The organism is Streptococcus sp. HMSC074B11 (assembly GCF_001808705.1).
In the GTDB taxonomy this organism is placed as follows: domain Bacteria; phylum Bacillota; class Bacilli; order Lactobacillales; family Streptococcaceae; genus Streptococcus.
This window is the reverse complement of sequence record NZ_KV794225.1, coordinates 1-16427: the sequence shown is the minus strand read 5'-3', so window position 1 is coordinate 16427 and position 16427 is coordinate 1. Positions and strand designations below refer to the sequence as shown.

The 16427-nt window shown below is 42.2% G+C and carries 15 protein-coding genes and 1 riboswitch; of the genes, 11 read left to right on the top strand and 4 right to left on the bottom strand.

Features of this window, described 5'->3' with window-relative positions:
- The first annotated feature begins 168 nt into the window (after positions 1–168).
- The 3 genes from mutL (at position 169) to HMPREF2619_RS00880 (ending at position 3406) form a co-directional block, all read left to right on the top strand.
- Positions 169–2118: a DNA mismatch repair endonuclease MutL gene (gene mutL / locus HMPREF2619_RS00890; RefSeq protein ID WP_000018153.1), complete on the top strand. Its 1950-nt coding sequence runs from the start codon at positions 169–171 to the stop codon at positions 2116–2118.
- A gap of 118 nt (positions 2119–2236) precedes the next feature.
- Positions 2237–2830, top strand: a complete 594-nt coding sequence (gene ruvA / locus HMPREF2619_RS00885) for a Holliday junction branch migration protein RuvA (protein WP_000273405.1) — start codon at positions 2237–2239, stop codon at positions 2828–2830.
- 9 nt (positions 2831–2839) lie between these two features.
- On the top strand, positions 2840–3406 hold the full coding sequence (locus HMPREF2619_RS00880) for a DNA-3-methyladenine glycosylase I (protein WP_070458255.1): 567 nt from the start codon (positions 2840–2842) through the stop codon (positions 3404–3406).
- A 51-nt stretch (positions 3407–3457) separates the two neighbouring features.
- Here the strand turns inward: HMPREF2619_RS00880 and HMPREF2619_RS00875 are convergent, their stop codons facing one another.
- The 4 genes from HMPREF2619_RS00875 to HMPREF2619_RS00860 form a co-directional block, all read right to left on the bottom strand.
- On the bottom strand, positions 3458–4495 hold the full coding sequence (locus HMPREF2619_RS00875; protein ID WP_070458251.1) for a S66 family peptidase: 1038 nt from the start codon (positions 4493–4495) through the stop codon (positions 3458–3460).
- 153 nt (positions 4496–4648) lie between these two features.
- Positions 4649–4912, bottom strand: a complete 264-nt coding sequence (locus HMPREF2619_RS00870; protein WP_004250486.1) for a SemiSWEET family transporter — start codon at positions 4910–4912, stop codon at positions 4649–4651.
- 200 nt (positions 4913–5112) lie between these two features.
- A complete protein-coding gene (locus HMPREF2619_RS00865; RefSeq protein ID WP_070458248.1) occupies positions 5113–5787 on the bottom strand; it encodes a DUF1129 domain-containing protein in 675 nt (224 codons plus the stop codon).
- An 11-nt stretch (positions 5788–5798) separates the two neighbouring features.
- Positions 5799–6743 (bottom strand): magnesium transporter CorA family protein, encoded by a 945-nt coding sequence (locus tag HMPREF2619_RS00860; protein ID WP_070458240.1) that lies wholly within the window; start codon positions 6741–6743, stop codon positions 5799–5801.
- A 142-nt stretch (positions 6744–6885) separates the two neighbouring features.
- On the opposite strand from HMPREF2619_RS00860, the gene uvrA reads away from it, so the two are divergent.
- From uvrA to HMPREF2619_RS00820, 8 genes are all read left to right on the top strand, one after another.
- Positions 6886–9717 carry an excinuclease ABC subunit UvrA gene (gene uvrA / locus HMPREF2619_RS00855; protein WP_070458237.1) on the top strand — a complete coding sequence of 944 codons (2832 nt, stop codon included), beginning with the start codon at positions 6886–6888 and terminating at the stop codon, positions 9715–9717.
- A complete protein-coding gene (locus HMPREF2619_RS00850; RefSeq protein ID WP_070458236.1) occupies positions 9710–10771 on the top strand; it encodes a M24 family metallopeptidase in 1062 nt (353 codons plus the stop codon). The genes uvrA and HMPREF2619_RS00850 overlap by 8 nt, the downstream gene beginning before the upstream one ends.
- A 53-nt stretch (positions 10772–10824) precedes the next feature.
- Positions 10825–10978: riboswitch (M-box (ykoK) riboswitch) on the top strand.
- Positions 10979–11170: 192 nt separating this feature from the next.
- The gene (gene mgtA / locus HMPREF2619_RS00845) at positions 11171–13831 is read left to right on the top strand and encodes a magnesium-translocating P-type ATPase (RefSeq protein ID WP_070458235.1); all 2661 of its coding nucleotides are present in this window, start codon (positions 11171–11173) and stop codon (positions 13829–13831) included.
- Between the two features lie 135 nt (positions 13832–13966).
- Entirely contained in the window at positions 13967–14365 is a 399-nt protein-coding gene (gene spx / locus HMPREF2619_RS00840) for a transcriptional regulator Spx (protein ID WP_000591165.1), read from the top strand.
- Between the two features lie 66 nt (positions 14366–14431).
- On the top strand, positions 14432–15004 hold the full coding sequence (locus HMPREF2619_RS00835; protein ID WP_000737513.1) for an SP0191 family lipoprotein: 573 nt from the start codon (positions 14432–14434) through the stop codon (positions 15002–15004).
- Between the two features lie 96 nt (positions 15005–15100).
- On the top strand, positions 15101–15367 hold the full coding sequence (locus HMPREF2619_RS00830) for an IreB family regulatory phosphoprotein (RefSeq protein WP_000507060.1): 267 nt from the start codon (positions 15101–15103) through the stop codon (positions 15365–15367).
- A 3-nt stretch (positions 15368–15370) separates the two neighbouring features.
- A complete protein-coding gene (gene ruvX, locus HMPREF2619_RS00825) occupies positions 15371–15790 on the top strand; it encodes a Holliday junction resolvase RuvX (protein WP_049502846.1) in 420 nt (139 codons plus the stop codon).
- 15 nt (positions 15791–15805) lie between these two features.
- Complete coding sequence (locus tag HMPREF2619_RS00820; RefSeq protein ID WP_000017624.1) at positions 15806–16111, top strand: DUF1292 domain-containing protein; 306 nt, start codon at positions 15806–15808, stop codon at positions 16109–16111.
- Positions 16112–16427: the final 316 nt, after the last annotated feature.

The window sequence follows — 16427 nt, the reverse complement described above, 5'->3', positions numbered from 1 at the left end:
TGTAAAATATTGTTTCTACCTATTGTACCACAAACTTGGTAAATAACCTAGTAAAATCGGGAAGAAAGTTGCTACTTGGACTTTTTTGGAAACGAGTGAAATATGGTATAATAGCACTAGCTTATTTTCAGAGAAATAGATAAAAATAGTTGAGAAAGGGGCTGGAAAATGTCTCATATTATTGAATTGCCAGAAATCTTGGCCAACCAGATTGCAGCAGGAGAAGTTATCGAGCGTCCTGCGAGCGTTGTCAAAGAATTAGTTGAAAATGCTATCGATGCTGGCTCAAGCCAGATTATCGTTGAGATTGAAGAAGCTGGTCTTAAGAAAATCCAAATAACAGATAATGGTCACGGGATTGCCCACGACGAAGTAGAGTTGGCCCTCCGTCGTCATGCCACTAGTAAGATAAAGAATCAGGCAGATCTCTTTCGGATTCGGACCCTCGGCTTTCGTGGTGAAGCCCTGCCCTCTATCGCATCTGTCAGTGTTTTGACTTTGTTGACAGCGGTGGACGGTGCCAGTCACGGGACCAAGCTAGTGGCTCGTGGGGGAGAAGTTGAGGAAATCATTCCAGCGACCAGTCCTGTTGGGACCAAGGTTTGTGTGGAGGATCTCTTTTTCAACACACCGGCTCGTCTCAAGTATATGAAGAGTCAGCAGGCAGAGTTGTCTCACATCATTGATATTGTCAACCGTCTGGGGCTAGCCCATCCTGAGATTTCTTTTAGCCTGATTAGTGATGGCAAGGAAATGACACGAACAGCTGGTACGGGTCAACTGCGTCAAGCCATTGCTGGGATTTATGGTTTAGCCAGTGCCAAAAAAATGGTTGAGATTGAGAATTCTGACCTAGACTTTGAAATTTCAGGCTTTGTGTCCTTGCCGGAATTGACACGGGCTAATCGTAACTATATCAGTCTCTTTATCAATGGTCGTTATATCAAAAACTTCCTGCTCAATCGTGCCATTTTAGATGGTTACGGCAGCAAGCTTATGGTGGGGCGTTTTCCGCTAGCTGTTATTCACATCCATATCGATCCTTATCTAGCAGATGTCAATGTGCACCCGACCAAGCAAGAGGTGCGTATTTCTAAGGAAAGAGAGCTGATGGCACTGGTTTCAGAAGCTATCGCAAAGAGTCTCAAGGAACAGACCTTGATTCCAGATGCCTTGGAAAATCTGGCAAAGTCTACCGTACGCAATCGTGAAAAAGTAGAGCAAACCATTCTCCCGCTTAAAGAAAATAATCTTTACTACGAGCAAACGGAGCTGACAAGACCGCCTCAAGCTGAGGTAGCAGACCATCAGGTGAATCTGACTGAAGAAAGACAGGATTTGAACCTCTTCGCTAAGGAAACCTTGGATCAGCTGACCAAACCAGCAAAACTGCATTTTGCAGAGAGAAAGTCTATCAGTTACGACCAACTGGATCATCCTGAGTTAGATATGGCTAGTTTGGATAAGGCTTATGACAAGCTGGAGCGAGAAGAATCTTCAAGCTTCCCGGAGTTGGAATTTTTCGGTCAGATGCATGGAACCTATCTCTTTGCCCAAGGTAGAGATGGGCTTTACATCATAGACCAACACGCAGCTCAGGAGCGGGTTAAGTATGAGGAGTATCGCGAAAGTATTGGCAATGTTGACCAGAGCCAGCAGCAACTCCTAGTGCCCTATATCTTTGAATTTCCTGCGGATGATTCCCTTCGCCTCAAGGAAAGAATGTCTCTTTTAGAGGAAGTTGGCGTCTTTCTAGCAGAGTACGGGGAGAATCAATTTATCTTGCGCGAACATCCCATTTGGATGGCAGAGGAGGAAATTGAATCTGGAATCTATGAGATGTGCGACATGCTCCTCTTGACCAAGGAAGTTTCAATCAAGAAATACCGAGCTGAACTAGCCATTATGATGTCCTGCAAGAGGTCTATCAAGGCTAACCACCGTATCGATGATCACTCGGCTAGACAACTCCTCTATCAACTCTCTCAATGTGATAACCCCTATAACTGTCCACACGGACGTCCTGTTTTGGTTCACTTTACCAAGTCGGACATGGAAAAGATGTTCCGTCGCATTCAGGAAAATCATACCAGCCTCCGAGAGCTAGGAAAATACTAATACTCTTCGAAAATCTCTCTAAACTGCGTCAGCCTTAACTTGCCTAACTCAAGTTATGCCTACGGTTAGCTTCCTAGTTTAGATTTGATTTTCATTGAGTATAATTGAAGGGAAAATTATGTACGAATATCTAAAGGGTATTATTACCAAAATTACTGCTAAATACATCGTTCTAGAAGCAAACGGAATCGGCTATATCCTACACGTAGCTAACCCCTATGCCTACTCAGGACAAGTCAACCAAGAAGCTCAAATTTATGTGCATCAAGTCGTGCGTGAGGACGCCCATCTGCTTTATGGATTTCGCTCAGAAGACGAGAAAAAGCTCTTTCTCAGTTTGATCTCTGTGTCAGGCATTGGTCCTGTTTCCGCTCTTGCCATCATCGCAGCTGATGACAATGCAGGTCTCGTTCAAGCTATTGAGACTAAGAACATCACCTACTTGACCAAGTTCCCTAAAATCGGTAAGAAAACAGCCCAACAGATGGTGTTGGACTTAGAAGGGAAAGTTGTTGTGGCAGGAGACGATCTCCCTGCTAAAACTGCAGCTCCATCTAGCAGTGACAACCAAGAACTGGAAGAAGCTATGGAAGCCATGTTGGCTTTGGGCTACAAGGCAACTGAGCTTAAGAAAATCAAGAAATTCTTTGAAGGAACGACAGATACAGCTGAGAACTATATCAAGTCTGCCCTCAAGATGTTGGTGAAATAGGAGAAGTCTATGCCAAAACGTTGTGGCTGGGTTAAAATGAACAACCCTCTATATGTAGCCTACCACGATGAAGAGTGGGGCCAGGCCCTTCATGATGACCAGGCTCTTTTTGAGTTGCTCTGTATGGAGACCTATCAGGCAGGTCTGTCTTGGGAAACGGTGCTCAATAAACGCCAAGCTTTTCGTCAAGCTTTTCATGACTATCAAGTTCAAGGTGTTGCGGACATGACTGATGAAGAATTGGAAGCTTTGATGGATAATCCAGCTATCATCCGCAATCGTGCTAAGATATTTGCGACGCGCACCAACGCTCAAGCATTTCTACAAGTTCAGAAGGAGTATGATTCTTTTGACACCTATCTCTGGTCTTTTGTAGATGGTAAAACCATCACCAATGATGTCTCGGACTATCGTCAAGCACCGGCTAAAACGCCATTATCTGAGAAAATATCCAAGGATCTCAAAAAACGTGGTTTTAAGTTCACTGGACCAGTCGCTGTCTTGTCCTTTTTACAGGCGGCAGGATTAATTGATGACCATGAGAATAATTGTGAATGGAAAAGTGGAAATAAGTGACGTTAGATGTCTAGAACATAGGAGAATATAGAAAAAGCTGAGATTTCTATCTCAGCTTTCTTTGTTGTAGTCAAAGCGAATAACTTGCTCCGTTGCATCTACATGGGCGTGGACTCCAAAGGGGACAATAGCTCTTGGAGTTGCATGACCAACATTTAGATTATAGACAATCGGGATAGTGCTATCAATGGTGTCCATTAAAGTCTTCTTATAGTCGTCATAGAAAGTTTCATCCATAGGTTTTCCGACCAGGAGTCCACTGATGACCTCGAATATACCAGTGTTCTTTAAAGTCCGCAACATCTTTTTGAAGTCTTCCGGCTCAGGCTTTTCTTCGCTTGTTTCTAGCAAGAGGATTTTTCCTTCCCAGTCTGACAAGTCAGGGAAGAGTTTGTACTTTTGGCAGAGGTCCGTGCTATCTGCGTATCGAGAATTGTCAAAGATATCGTAGAGGGATTCGAGACACCCACCGAGGATTTCTCCCTCGAACTGGGCATTTCCTTGCAATAATTCAAAACCGGTATTTGCATGGCTGATACGAGGTGTTCCCAAGGCTTTGGGACTAAAATCAGTCCGTTCCTCATACCAAACGTTACTAGGGCGGATTTCTGAGATTTTTCCAGTCTCAATCAATTCTTTAAAGTAGTGGCAGCTATATGGTAACATTTCTTTGTCTAACTCACAAATGTCTGCTAGAAATGATTGGCCGTAAAAAGTCTTAATTTCTAGTTTATGCAACATTAGATGGTTCATGGTCGTATCCGAGAAGCCAAGAAAAATCTTTTGTTTGATAACTTTTTCTAGTTGGTCATTTTCAAAAAGATAGGGTAATAAACGATAGGTATCGTCTCCACCGATGGCGCATAGGATCATGTCGATGCTATCATCAGAAAAGGCCTGAATCAAATCCTCTGCACGTGCTTCAGGATGGTCCTTGATAAAGTCTAAGCCTTTTAGCGAATGGGGTAAAAAGATAGGATTGAGTCCTAGATCCTTGAGACGTTGAATACCCAAGTCCACTTCGTGTTTGACAAAGTCTTCTCCGATAATGCCACTAGACAAACTAACAATACCAATAGTAGAAATCATATCTCATCCTCCTAGAAATAAATTGATGCTATTGTATCACAAAAGAAGAGGGAAAACAACAAGAATTAGAATCAGAAAAAGGCTTTTAGATCACAAAAGTAAGCAAAAAAGCAACCGCTCGATGTGGTTGCATTTTTTATAGTAGTTGCATTCTTATAGAGCAGTAAGGAAGGTCAGTCCGCCAAGGATAACCCCAGCCGAGTTTGGAATGATTAGAATCCAGTCTTTCTTAGGCTCTTTTGTCCATCCATAAATGACCCAGATTAAGCAAGAAACAGCTGCTGATAAAGGTTGGAATGGTTGAGCTTTGTTCCCTTGTAAATTGGCAAAAATTTGGGGGATGTAGGCTATAAATACAATAATCCCGATAAAGGCACCAATTGAACCGACAATTTGATTAATTCTCTGTTTAGTCATATATATTTCTCCTTATTGCTTTATTAGTATAACAGAAAAACAGCTTGGATTCAAGGAAAAAACCTCGGGATTCTAAGGAAAGACTTTACATTAGAACATTTTTAGAAAATGTAGCTACTTTTCTTTGGAGAATCAAAAAATGATTTGGAACTATAAAAAGAGTAGTCTGTCTACAAAACACACTACTTTTATTGTTTATCTTAATATCTAGCAGGTCCTGCACTTGCACTCTTGATGTTGAAACGTTTTTTGAGGTAGAAACGTAGGGCAAGGAGAGCTCCACCGATTACCAACAAAACAAGTGGTGGGAGACTAATGTTGATGGCTTGTGGAAGGAAGTTACTCAAGAAGAGGATGAAGACCCAAGCAAACATAGTCGCTAACATGACTAAAAGTGATTTCCAGAATGGAGGGCGTTGGCTACGGTCAGTATCTGGTCCGTAGTAGCGGTAGATGAAGTGATAGAGAAGGTAGAAGGCAACTCCACCAAAGGCCCCTACACTGATAAGTGTTACCAATCCGTAAGCTACGGGTTGGTTTGAGAAGAAGCTCATCAAGGCGCTAACCACTGCAAACAGTCCTGTGATGAAAAGGGCTGAATCCAACATCATCAATTTTGGATCGTCATTTTCCTTTGGATGTTCTTTCTCGTATTGCTCTTTTTCGCTAAAGCTGTGAGCCCAGTGAGTTGGTGCTCCGTAGATAGAACGAGCGGTCACACCTTTTGGTTGTTCTTCAAGGATGTGAGGAATCACTTCTTCAAGAATAGCCTTGATTTCAGTGTCGGTTTTTCCATCTTTAAGAAACTGTTGGGTTGCAATGTGGATAAATTCTTGGTTTTTCTTGGTTAATTCTTTTAAATCAATCTGTGACATAATAACTCCTGTTAGAACCATTTTTTATGGATGAGGTAAAGAGTGAGAGAAACACTCATAGCAAAGGCGATAAAGACGATGAGCCAGAAAGCATGCGGCTCTCCGTTTAAAGGAATTTCATTATCCTTAAAGTTCATTCCGTAGGCTGAGAAAATCATGGTCGGGATGGACATAACGATGGTCACGAGGGCCAAGGTTTTCATGATATTGTTCTGGTTGTTTGAAATGATAGAAGCAAAGGTCTCTGTCATAGAGTGAAGGACGTTTCCGTAGATATCCGCCATCTCGATGGCCTGTTGCGTTTCAATCAAGGTATCTTCCAGTAAGTCTTCATCTTCGAGGTATTTCTTGATATTGCTAGTCGCACTGGTCAATTTTTTAATCACGCGCTCATTTGTCTTAAGTGAAGCTTTGAAGTAGACGATGGTCTTTTCCAACTCCATGAGTTCAATCAATTCTTCGTTTCGAGTAGATTTGTGAAGTTGACTCTCAATCTGCTCACTCTTACGTTCAATCGAACGGAGGGCAGTTAGGTAAATCTCCGCATTGCGGTATAGGATTTGGAAGATGAAGCGCGAACGCATGAAGGTATAGAAATTTCGAAGCCTACGATTGATAAAGACATCAAGAAGTGGTAGAGGCTCCAAACAAGTGGTAATAATAGCCTCTTCTGTGAGGATAATCCCCAAGGGAATGGTCACGTAGTAGGTCTGGTTGTTTCTTTCCTCAGTAATGGGAACGTCCACGATGATCAAGGTGTACTCATCTTCGATGGTGATACGTGACATCTCTTCCGCATCGAGCGGTGCACGGAGATCGGCGATATCAATATCAAAGGCTGAGGCGATTTCCATCGATTCGCTTTGAGTAGGATTGACGAGATTGATCCAAGTGCCCGGCTGGAGCGTATCGATCTCTTTAAATTCAGTTGTTGTTGAGAGAAAGACTTGTTTCATATCTCCGATCCTTTCCTAATCTAATCCGTGTTTCAGTGATTTTTGACACCGTACTATTATACTACAAAATCGGCTTTTTTGGTAATAGAATTTCACTTTTTTTGGTATAATGGAAAGCAACAATGGACTAGAAAGAAGTAATATGCAAGATAAGATTGTCATCCATGGGGCTCGCGCCCATAATTTAAAAAATATAGATGTGGAAATTCCGCGTGACAAGCTAGTTGTGGTGACGGGACTATCTGGATCAGGAAAGTCTAGTTTAGCCTTTGATACCCTTTATGCAGAAGGGCAACGCCGCTATGTTGAAAGTCTGTCAGCCTATGCTCGTCAGTTCTTGGGCAATATGGAAAAGCCAGATGTGGATTCTATCGATGGTCTCAGCCCTGCCATTTCCATTGACCAGAAAACGACTAGTAAAAATCCACGTTCGACGGTTGGGACAACGACGGAAATCAATGACTATCTACGTCTTCTCTATGCTCGGGTAGGGACACCCTATTGTATCAATGGACATGGGGCTATCAAGGCTTCGTCTGTAGAGCAGATCGTAGACAAGGTTTTGGAATTGCCAGAGCGCCAGCGTCTGCAGATTTTGGCTCCTGTTGTTCGTAAGAAAAAGGGGCAGCATAAGACGCTGATTGAAAAGATTCAAAAGGATGGTTACGTCCGTGTCCGTGTCGATGGAGTTGTCTACGACGTGACTGAAGTTCCTGAACTTGAAAAGAATAAGCAACACAACATTGATGTGGTGGTAGACCGTATCATTATCAAAGAAGGTATCCGTAGTCGTCTCTTCGATTCGATTGAAGCAGCTCTCCGTATCGCTGAAGGTTATGTCGTTATTGATACTATAGATGATTCAGAGTTGCTCTTTTCAGAACACTATGCTTGTCCAGTATGTGGATTTACGGTTCCAGAGTTAGAACCTCGTCTCTTCTCTTTCAATGCACCGTTTGGCTCCTGTAGTGAGTGTGATGGTTTGGGGATCAAGCTAGAGGTTGATACGGACTTAGTCGTACCAGATGCTAGTAAGACTCTTCGTGAGGGAGCCTTAGCGCCCTGGAATCCGATCTCTTCTAACTATTATCCAAATATGCTGGAACAAGCCATGACAGCCTTTGGAGTGGATATGGATAGGCCTTTTGAGGACTTGTCTGAGGAGGATAAACATCTCATTTTCTATGGTTCAGATGGGAAAGAATTCCATTTCCACTATGAGAATGAATTCGGCGGAGTTCGTGATATCGACATTCCATTTGAAGGAGTGCTTGGAAATATCAATCGCCGTTACCATGAAACCAATAGCGACTACACTCGCACTCAGATGCGCCTTTATATGAATGAGCTAACTTGTGGTACCTGTCATGGTTATCGTCTCAATGACCAGGCCTTGTCTGTCCGTGTGGGTGGCGAGCAAGGGCCACATATCGGAGAAATTTCTGACCTGTCTATCGCAGACCACTTGGACTTGGTGAGCCAGCTGACCTTGTCTGAAAATGAAGCGATTATTGCTCGTCCCATTCTCAAAGAAATCAAGGACCGTTTGACCTTCCTTAATAACGTGGGTCTTAACTATCTGACCCTGTCTCGTTCAGCAGGGACCCTATCAGGAGGGGAAAGTCAGCGTATTCGCTTGGCTACTCAGATTGGTTCCAATCTCTCAGGAGTCCTCTATATCCTTGATGAGCCGTCCATCGGTCTTCACCAGAGGGACAATGATCGCCTGATTGCCAGTCTGAAAAAGATGCGTGATTTAGGGAATACTCTTATCGTGGTGGAACACGATGAAGATACCATGCGTGAAGCGGATTATTTGATTGACGTTGGCCCTGGTGCAGGGGTCTTTGGTGGAGAAATTGTTGCCGCAGGAACGCCCAAGCAAGTGGCTCGCAACAGCAAGTCTATCACAGGTCAGTACTTGTCAGGCAAACGTGCCATTCCAGTGCCAGAAGAGCGTCGTGTCGGAAATGGTCGTTTTATCGAAGTGACAGGAGCGCGTGAAAACAACCTACAAAATATCACTGCTCGTTTCCCACTAGGAAAATTTATCGCGGTGACAGGGGTCTCTGGCTCAGGGAAGTCGACCCTCATTAACAGTATTCTCAAAAAAGCCATTGCTCAAAAACTCAATCGTAATTCAGACAAGCCAGGTAAGTTTAAGACTATTACAGGAATTGAGCATATCGATCGTCTGATAGATATTGACCAGAGTCCAATTGGACGAACACCGAGATCCAATCCTGCTACCTATACAGGTGTCTTTGATGATATTCGGGACCTATTCGCTCAGACAAATGAGGCCAAGATTCGAGGTTACAAAAAGGGTCGTTTCAGTTTTAACGTCAAAGGCGGTCGCTGCGAGGCTTGCTCGGGTGATGGGATTATCAAGATTGAAATGCACTTCTTGCCAGATGTTTACGTGGCTTGTGAAGTCTGTCATGGAACCCGCTACAATAGTGAAACGCTTGAAGTTCACTACAAGGAAAAGAATATTTCGCAAGTCTTGGATATGACCGTCAACGATGCGGTAGAATTTTTCAAACACATTCCGAAAATTCAACGTAAACTCCAGACCATCAAGGATGTAGGGCTAGGCTATGTGACCTTAGGACAACCAGCTACAACCCTTTCTGGGGGAGAAGCGCAGCGTATGAAGCTGGCTAGCGAACTCCACAAGCGCTCGACAGGTAAGTCTTTCTACATTTTAGATGAGCCGACAACTGGTTTGCATACTGAGGACATCGCTCGATTACTCACCGTTTTGTCTCGCTTTGTCGATGATGGAAATACAGTTCTCGTGATCGAGCACAATCTGGATGTCATCAAAACAGCAGACCATATTATCGACTTAGGACCAGAAGGTGGTGTCGGTGGCGGAACTATTATCGCAACAGGAACACCAGAGGAAGTAGCTGCTAATGAAGCTAGCTATACAGGACAGTATTTGAAAGGAAAGTTACATCATGAATAAACGTGTGCAAGCATTTTTAGATAAAATGCAAGAAAAAGAACTAGATGGAATCATTATCAATAACCTTAAAAATGTTTACTATTTGACAGGATTTTGGGGTTCAAATGGAACAGTCTTCATCAGTCGTGACCGTCAGGTCTTGGTGACAGATGCCCGCTATATCATCGCTGCTAAGCAAGAAGTAACTGGTTTTGAGATTTTTGCAGAGCGTGACGAGTTGGCAACTATCGCAAAGATTGCAAAAGACACGGGCCTTTCTCGTATCGGGTTTGAAGATGAGATTTCAGTTTCTTATTACCACCGCATGCAAACCGCCTTTGAAGGTTTAGAACTAGTTCCACAGACACAGTTTGTTGAAGCCCTTCGCATGATTAAGGATGAGACAGAAATTGCGACTATTCGTAAGGCTTGTTCCATCTCAGACCAAGCTTTCCACGATGCTCTTGACTTTATCAAGCCAGGTAAGACAGAAATTGAAATTGCCAACTTCCTGGACTTCCGTATGCGTGAATTAGGCGCCGCTGGTTTGTCTTTTGACACGATTCTAGCTAGTGGGATCAACTCTTCTAAACCTCATGCCCACCCAATGCACAAGCCAGTAGAACTAGGTGAAGCAATCACCATGGACTTCGGTTGCCTTTACGACCACTATGTGAGTGATATGACACGAACTATCTACCTGGGTCATGTCAGTGATGAACAAGCAGAAATCTACAACACAGTTTTGAAGGCTAACCAAGCATTGATTGACCAAGCTAAGGCTGGCTTAGGTTTCCGTGACTTTGATAAAATCCCTCGTGATATTATTGTGGAAGCAGGCTATGGAGAATACTTTACACACGGTATCGGGCATGGTATCGGACTTGATATCCACGAAGAACCTTACTTTAGTCAAACTTCCAAAGAAGTTATCAAAACTGGTATGGTCTTGACTGATGAACCGGGTATTTATATTGAAGGGAAATACGGGGTTCGTATCGAAGATGATATCCTGATTACAGATACAGGTTGTGAGTTATTAACCCTTGCTCCAAAAGAATTAATCGTAATCTAAGAAAAATGAGATAAATCGTTGACTTTTACTAGTTAAAGGTTTATACTGAAAGGCGAAAACGGTAGGTGAGGCTACCATAGGGATACGGATGACTACCGCAAAGCAGTGGAGACACTACTCGTTGGTCAACAGTCCTGGTCGCGAAGGTCAAGACTAAGCTCATTACATCGCCCTATGGAGTTAAAGCTTGAACGAAAACAGATAATAAGTTTTTTAGTCCTGCCATTTTATGGCAGGATTTTCTGCTGTTTTAGAACAAAGAAAGGAGACAAACGATGCAAATTGATGATCATCCAGAACCGCACATACACAGCCAATCGCTGATTTGTGTCGTTTTGTCCTTATAAAGTGATTGGTCCCTGTGTATGAAATTACCATTCATACAGATAGGAGAAACCCATGAAAACTACAAAAGAAAGATTAGCAGCAGCTATTCAAACTCCATTTAAAGAGAGTCTAGCTTTTTATCATACAAGTCTAAAAGGCTTAGATTCAGAACAAGTTCAAGAAAACCGTGACCTATATGGTGAAAACACCATCACCAAGGGTCAAGAGGATTCTATCTTTAAAAAGATTTATGAGTCCATTATCAATCCCTTCACAATCATTTTGCTTGTGATTGCCTTTATCTCTCTCGTTACAAACGTCTGGCTTGCCAAACCTGGCCAAGAGGATCCTACGACCTCTATTATTATCGTTGTCTTGGTTTTGATTTCAGGAGGCATCCGTTTTGTCCAAGAATTGCGGAGCGACAAGGCAACAACCAATCTTTCAAAAATGATTGTCAATACTGCAACTGTTATTCGTGGTGGTCTTGAACAAGAGTTACCCATCGATGAGTTGGTTGTGGGAGATCTCGTGAAATTAAGTGCGGGAGATATGATTCCAGCAGATGTCATCTTATTTGAATCCCGCGACTTTTTTGTTCAACAGTCAGGTTTGACTGGAGAAAGTGATGCAGTCGAAAAGCTTGCTTTAAATAAAGCTACTAATCAAAATGTAGAGAGTCTTTTAGAAGCAGAATCCTTGGCATTCATGGGGACAAACGTTATCTCAGGAAGTGCTACAGCTATGGTTCTCGCTGTTGGTGATGACACCATGATGGGAGCTATTGAGCAAACTCTCAACACCTATGATGAGCCAACTTCTTTTGAACGTGAAATGAACAGCATTTCTTGGCTCTTGATCCGCTTGATGCTTGTCATGGTTCCGATCGTGTTTTTCGCAAATGGGTTGACTGATGGAGACTGGCTAGAGGCTGGAGTCTTTGCCTTGAGCGTCGGTGTCGGACTTACACCAGAAATGCTTCCAATGATTATCACAGCCAGCTTGGCCAAAGGTTCCATTATTATGGCCAAGGAAAAGGTGGTTATCAAAAAACTTAATGCTATTCAAGACCTAGGAGCAATTGATATCCTATGTACGGATAAAACTGGAACTCTAACGCAAGATGAGATTGTCTTAGAATACCCCTTGGATATCCATGGTGATTTGGATATGGCCGTCTTAAGAAGAGCTTATCTAAATTCACATTTCCAAACCGGTTTGAAAAACTTGATGGACCGTGCCATTATCAGTAGAACTGAAAAAGAAGCTAAAGAACACGCTATTCTACAAGATTTGGATAAAATCTTCCAAAAGATTGATGAACTGCCTTTTGACTTTGAACGCAGACGCATGAGTGTCATCGTCAAAGATGATAGCAATGTCGTTAGTATGGTTACCAAAGGCGCTTTAGAAGAAATGTTGAACATTTCGACACACGTGGAGTACCGCGGAGAGATCATTCCCCTAACCGAAGACATTCGCCAAGAAGTATTAGCAGAAGTTGGTCAATTAAACCGTCAAGGTTTGCGTGTTTTAGGTGTTGGTTACAAGTCAGGTCTACGTGAAGATTATGCCTATGCTGTGACTGATGAAAGTGACATGATCCTTACGGGGTACCTTGCCTTCTTGGATCCGCCAAAACCATCTGCAGCACCCGCTATTCAAGCTCTGCTTGAGCATGGTGTTAAAACAAAAATTTTAACTGGGGATAACGAAAAAGTAACCCAAGCCATTTGTGAAAAGGTTGGTTTGGACGTTGAGCATATGCTCTTAGGGGCTGACATTGACCAAATGACAGATCAAGAATTGGCAGAAGCGGTTGAAAGTGTAACAGTATTTGCTAAATTGTCTCCTGATCAAAAAGCTCGTATCATTTTACAGTTAAAGAAAAATGGTCATGCCGTTGGTTATATGGGAGATGGAATCAACGACGCTCCATCCATGAAGGTGGCTGATGTTGGAATTTCTGTAGATACAGCAGTCGATATCGCTAAGGAAACAGCGGATGTTATTTTGCTAGACAAGGATCTCATGGTTCTTGAAACTGGTATCGTTGAGGGCCGTAAGGTCTACGCCAACATGACCAAGTACATCAAGATGACCGTCAGTTCAAACTTTGGGAATATCTTCTCACTCCTTGTTGCGAGCATTTTCTTACCATTTTTACCAATGGCTCCTGTTCATCTCATTGTCCTAAACCTAGTCTATGATTTGTCTTGTGTGGCATTGCCATTTGATAATGTGGATCAAGACTTCCTTAAACAACCCCATACATGGGAAGCAAAATCCATTACGCGATTTATGGTTTGGATGGGTCCAATCTCATCTGTCTTTGATATTTTGACCTTTATCTTCCTCTACTTTATCATTGTTCCCTTGGTGACAGGTCATCATTATGTTCATGGATCTGAATCTGCCCTTCAGTTTATTATCTTGTTCCAAACAGGATGGTTCATCGAATCTATGTGGTCTCAAACCATGGTCATCCATATGCTTCGTACAGCAAAAGTTCCTTTTCTACAAAGCAGACCAGCTTGGCTTGTGATTTTGATGACACTGCTTGCAGCCTTTTTCGTAACCAGTCTACCTTATGGACCACTGGTAAATATTCTTCGTCTAGCACCCTTAGGACTTCCTTACTTCCTGTTCTTAATCTGTATTATTTTCTTGTATATGTTTAGCGTCACAGTTATTAAGAAATGTTACATTAAGAAATATAAAGAATGGTTATAGTTCGTGTTTTGTCAAGAAAAAAGTTCAAAAATTGCCAAAAAAGTTAAAATTTTTTAAAAATAGGTCGCAAGTCCGATGTTTTTTATGGTATAATAGTCTAAACTGATAGTAACATGTAGCGAAAGGGGTAGGTACATGATCAAAATTTATACAGTCTCAAGTTGTACTAGCTGTAAAAAAGCGAAGACCTGGCTCAATGCCCACCAGTTAAGTTATAAAGAACAAAACCTCGGTAAGGAAGGAATCACGAGAGAAGAACTACTTGATATTTTGACAAAAACAGACAATGGAATTGCAAGTATCGTATCATCGAAAAATCGTTATGCAAAGGCCCTTGGTGTTGATATCGAAGATTTGAGTGTCAATGAAGTACTCAACCTAATCATGGAAACACCACGTATCTTGAAAAGTCCGATTCTTGTAGATGAGAAACGCCTACAAGTCGGCTATAAAGAAGACGATATCCGTGCCTTTTTGCCACGCTCTGTCCGTAATGTGGAAAATGCAGAGGCGCGTTTACGTGCGGCTCTATAAAGCATCAAGGCTGGGAGTGACTCCTGGCCTTCTCTAATATTTAAATTGGATAACATGTGAGGATTTATGAAAAAGTTAGTCATTGGAACATTCGCAGCACTATTTTTGCTCGTTGGATGTGGTCAGAAAAAAGAAACAGCAGCTTCAACTACTGAGAGTTCTCAAGAAGCTCTACAGTCTACCTTGCCCGTATTAGAAAATGCAACCAAGAATACAGTTGTTACAAAGACCTTGGTTTTGCCAGCTGATGAGAGTGGAGCACAGCAAACTCAAATCATTACCTACAAAGGCAATCAATTCTTGAGCTTGACCATTCAGCAAAAGCGTCCTGTATCAGAAGATTTAAAAAATTATATTTCTGAGCGAGGATTAGATGAAGCTAAAAAAGCTCTTAAAGAAGCTGAGGATAAGGATGAGTCTGTTCAAGCGGCTCGAAAAATTTCAGGATTTACCATTGAAACGACTCTTTTAAATGAGAAAGAAATGGAAACCAAGACTAGCTATGATTTCCAAACACTGGATCTCAAAAAAGCAAGTGAAAACGAATACTTGAAGAATGTTGGACTGGAAAATCTATTGAAAAACGAACCAGAGGACTATATTGCTAATCGTGTTGCAAATGGGGCAACAGTCCAGTAAAAAGTCAGAGAAAATCAGCAGAATCAGACTGTGTGATTTGTAGAACGACCGCGAATGTGCTATAATAGTACTATTCTAAGGAAAGAGGGTGTTAGAATGGGATTTACTGAAGAAACCGTACGTTTTAAATTGGACGATTCCAATAAAAAAGAAATCAGTGAAACATTGACAGATGTCTATGCTTCTTTGAATGAAAAGGGCTATAACCCTATTAACCAGATCGTGGGCTATGTTCTCAGTGGAGACCCAGCTTACGTTCCTCGTTATAACAATGCACGAAATCAAATCCGTAAGTATGAGCGAGATGAAATCGTTGAAGAACTGGTTCGCTACTACCTTAAAGGACAAGGAGTCGATCTATAATCTATGAGAATTATGGGATTGGACGTTGGTTCCAAAACGGTAGGAGTAGCGATTAGCGATCCGTTAGGTTTTACGGCACAAGGACTTGAAATCATCCAAATCAATGAAGATCAAGGTCAGTTTGGTTTTGAACGCCTCAAGGAACTCGTTGAAACCTATAAGGTAGACCGTTTTGTTGTTGGTTTGCCTAAAAACATGAACAATACCAGCGGACCGCGCGTGGAAGCCAGTCAAGCCTATGGAGCCAAACTGGAAGAACTCTTTGGTCTACCGGTAGAGTATCAAGATGAACGCCTAACTACGGTCGCTGCAGAGCGTATGTTGATTGAGCAAGCGGATATTAGTCGTAATAAGCGTAAAAAAGTTATTGATAAACTAGCTGCTCAATTGATTTTGCAAAATTATTTAGATAGAAAATTTTAAGACAGAGGAGAAACTATGTCACACGATCACAACCACGATCACGAAGAACGTGAACTTATTACACTTGTAGATGAGCAAGGAAACGAAACCTTGTTTGAAATCCTTTTGACTATTGACGGAAAAGAAGAATTTGGTAAAAATTATGTTCTTCTTGTACCAGTTAATGCAGAAGAAGATGAAAACGGCGAAGTTGAAATCCAAGCATACTCATTCATCGAAAACGAAGATGGAACAGAAGGCGAATTGCAACCAATCCCTGAAGATTCAGAAGATGAATGGAACATGATTGAAGAAGTCTTCAACAGCTTTATGGAGGAGTAAAAACATCCGGGGGATGTTTTTAGCCCAACTCCTAGAAACTGGAGAGAGTTGGATCATCCGGGGAACGTTTTTACCCTTGCTTCTAGAAATAAGAAAAAGCAGGAACGTTCGGGGAACGTTTTTAGCTCTGCGCTAGAAATTGGAAACGCAGGCAGTCTGGGAGACTGTATCAGCCCAGTTCCTTGAAATAAGAGAGAACTGGTAATTCCGGGGGGCATTTTTCTCCCATACTAGAATTAAATACTAGCTAATTCAGTGAAAAGCGAAGAGAATCTTCGCTTTTTTGTTATGCGACTTTCAGTCCGTCTCGCTCCGT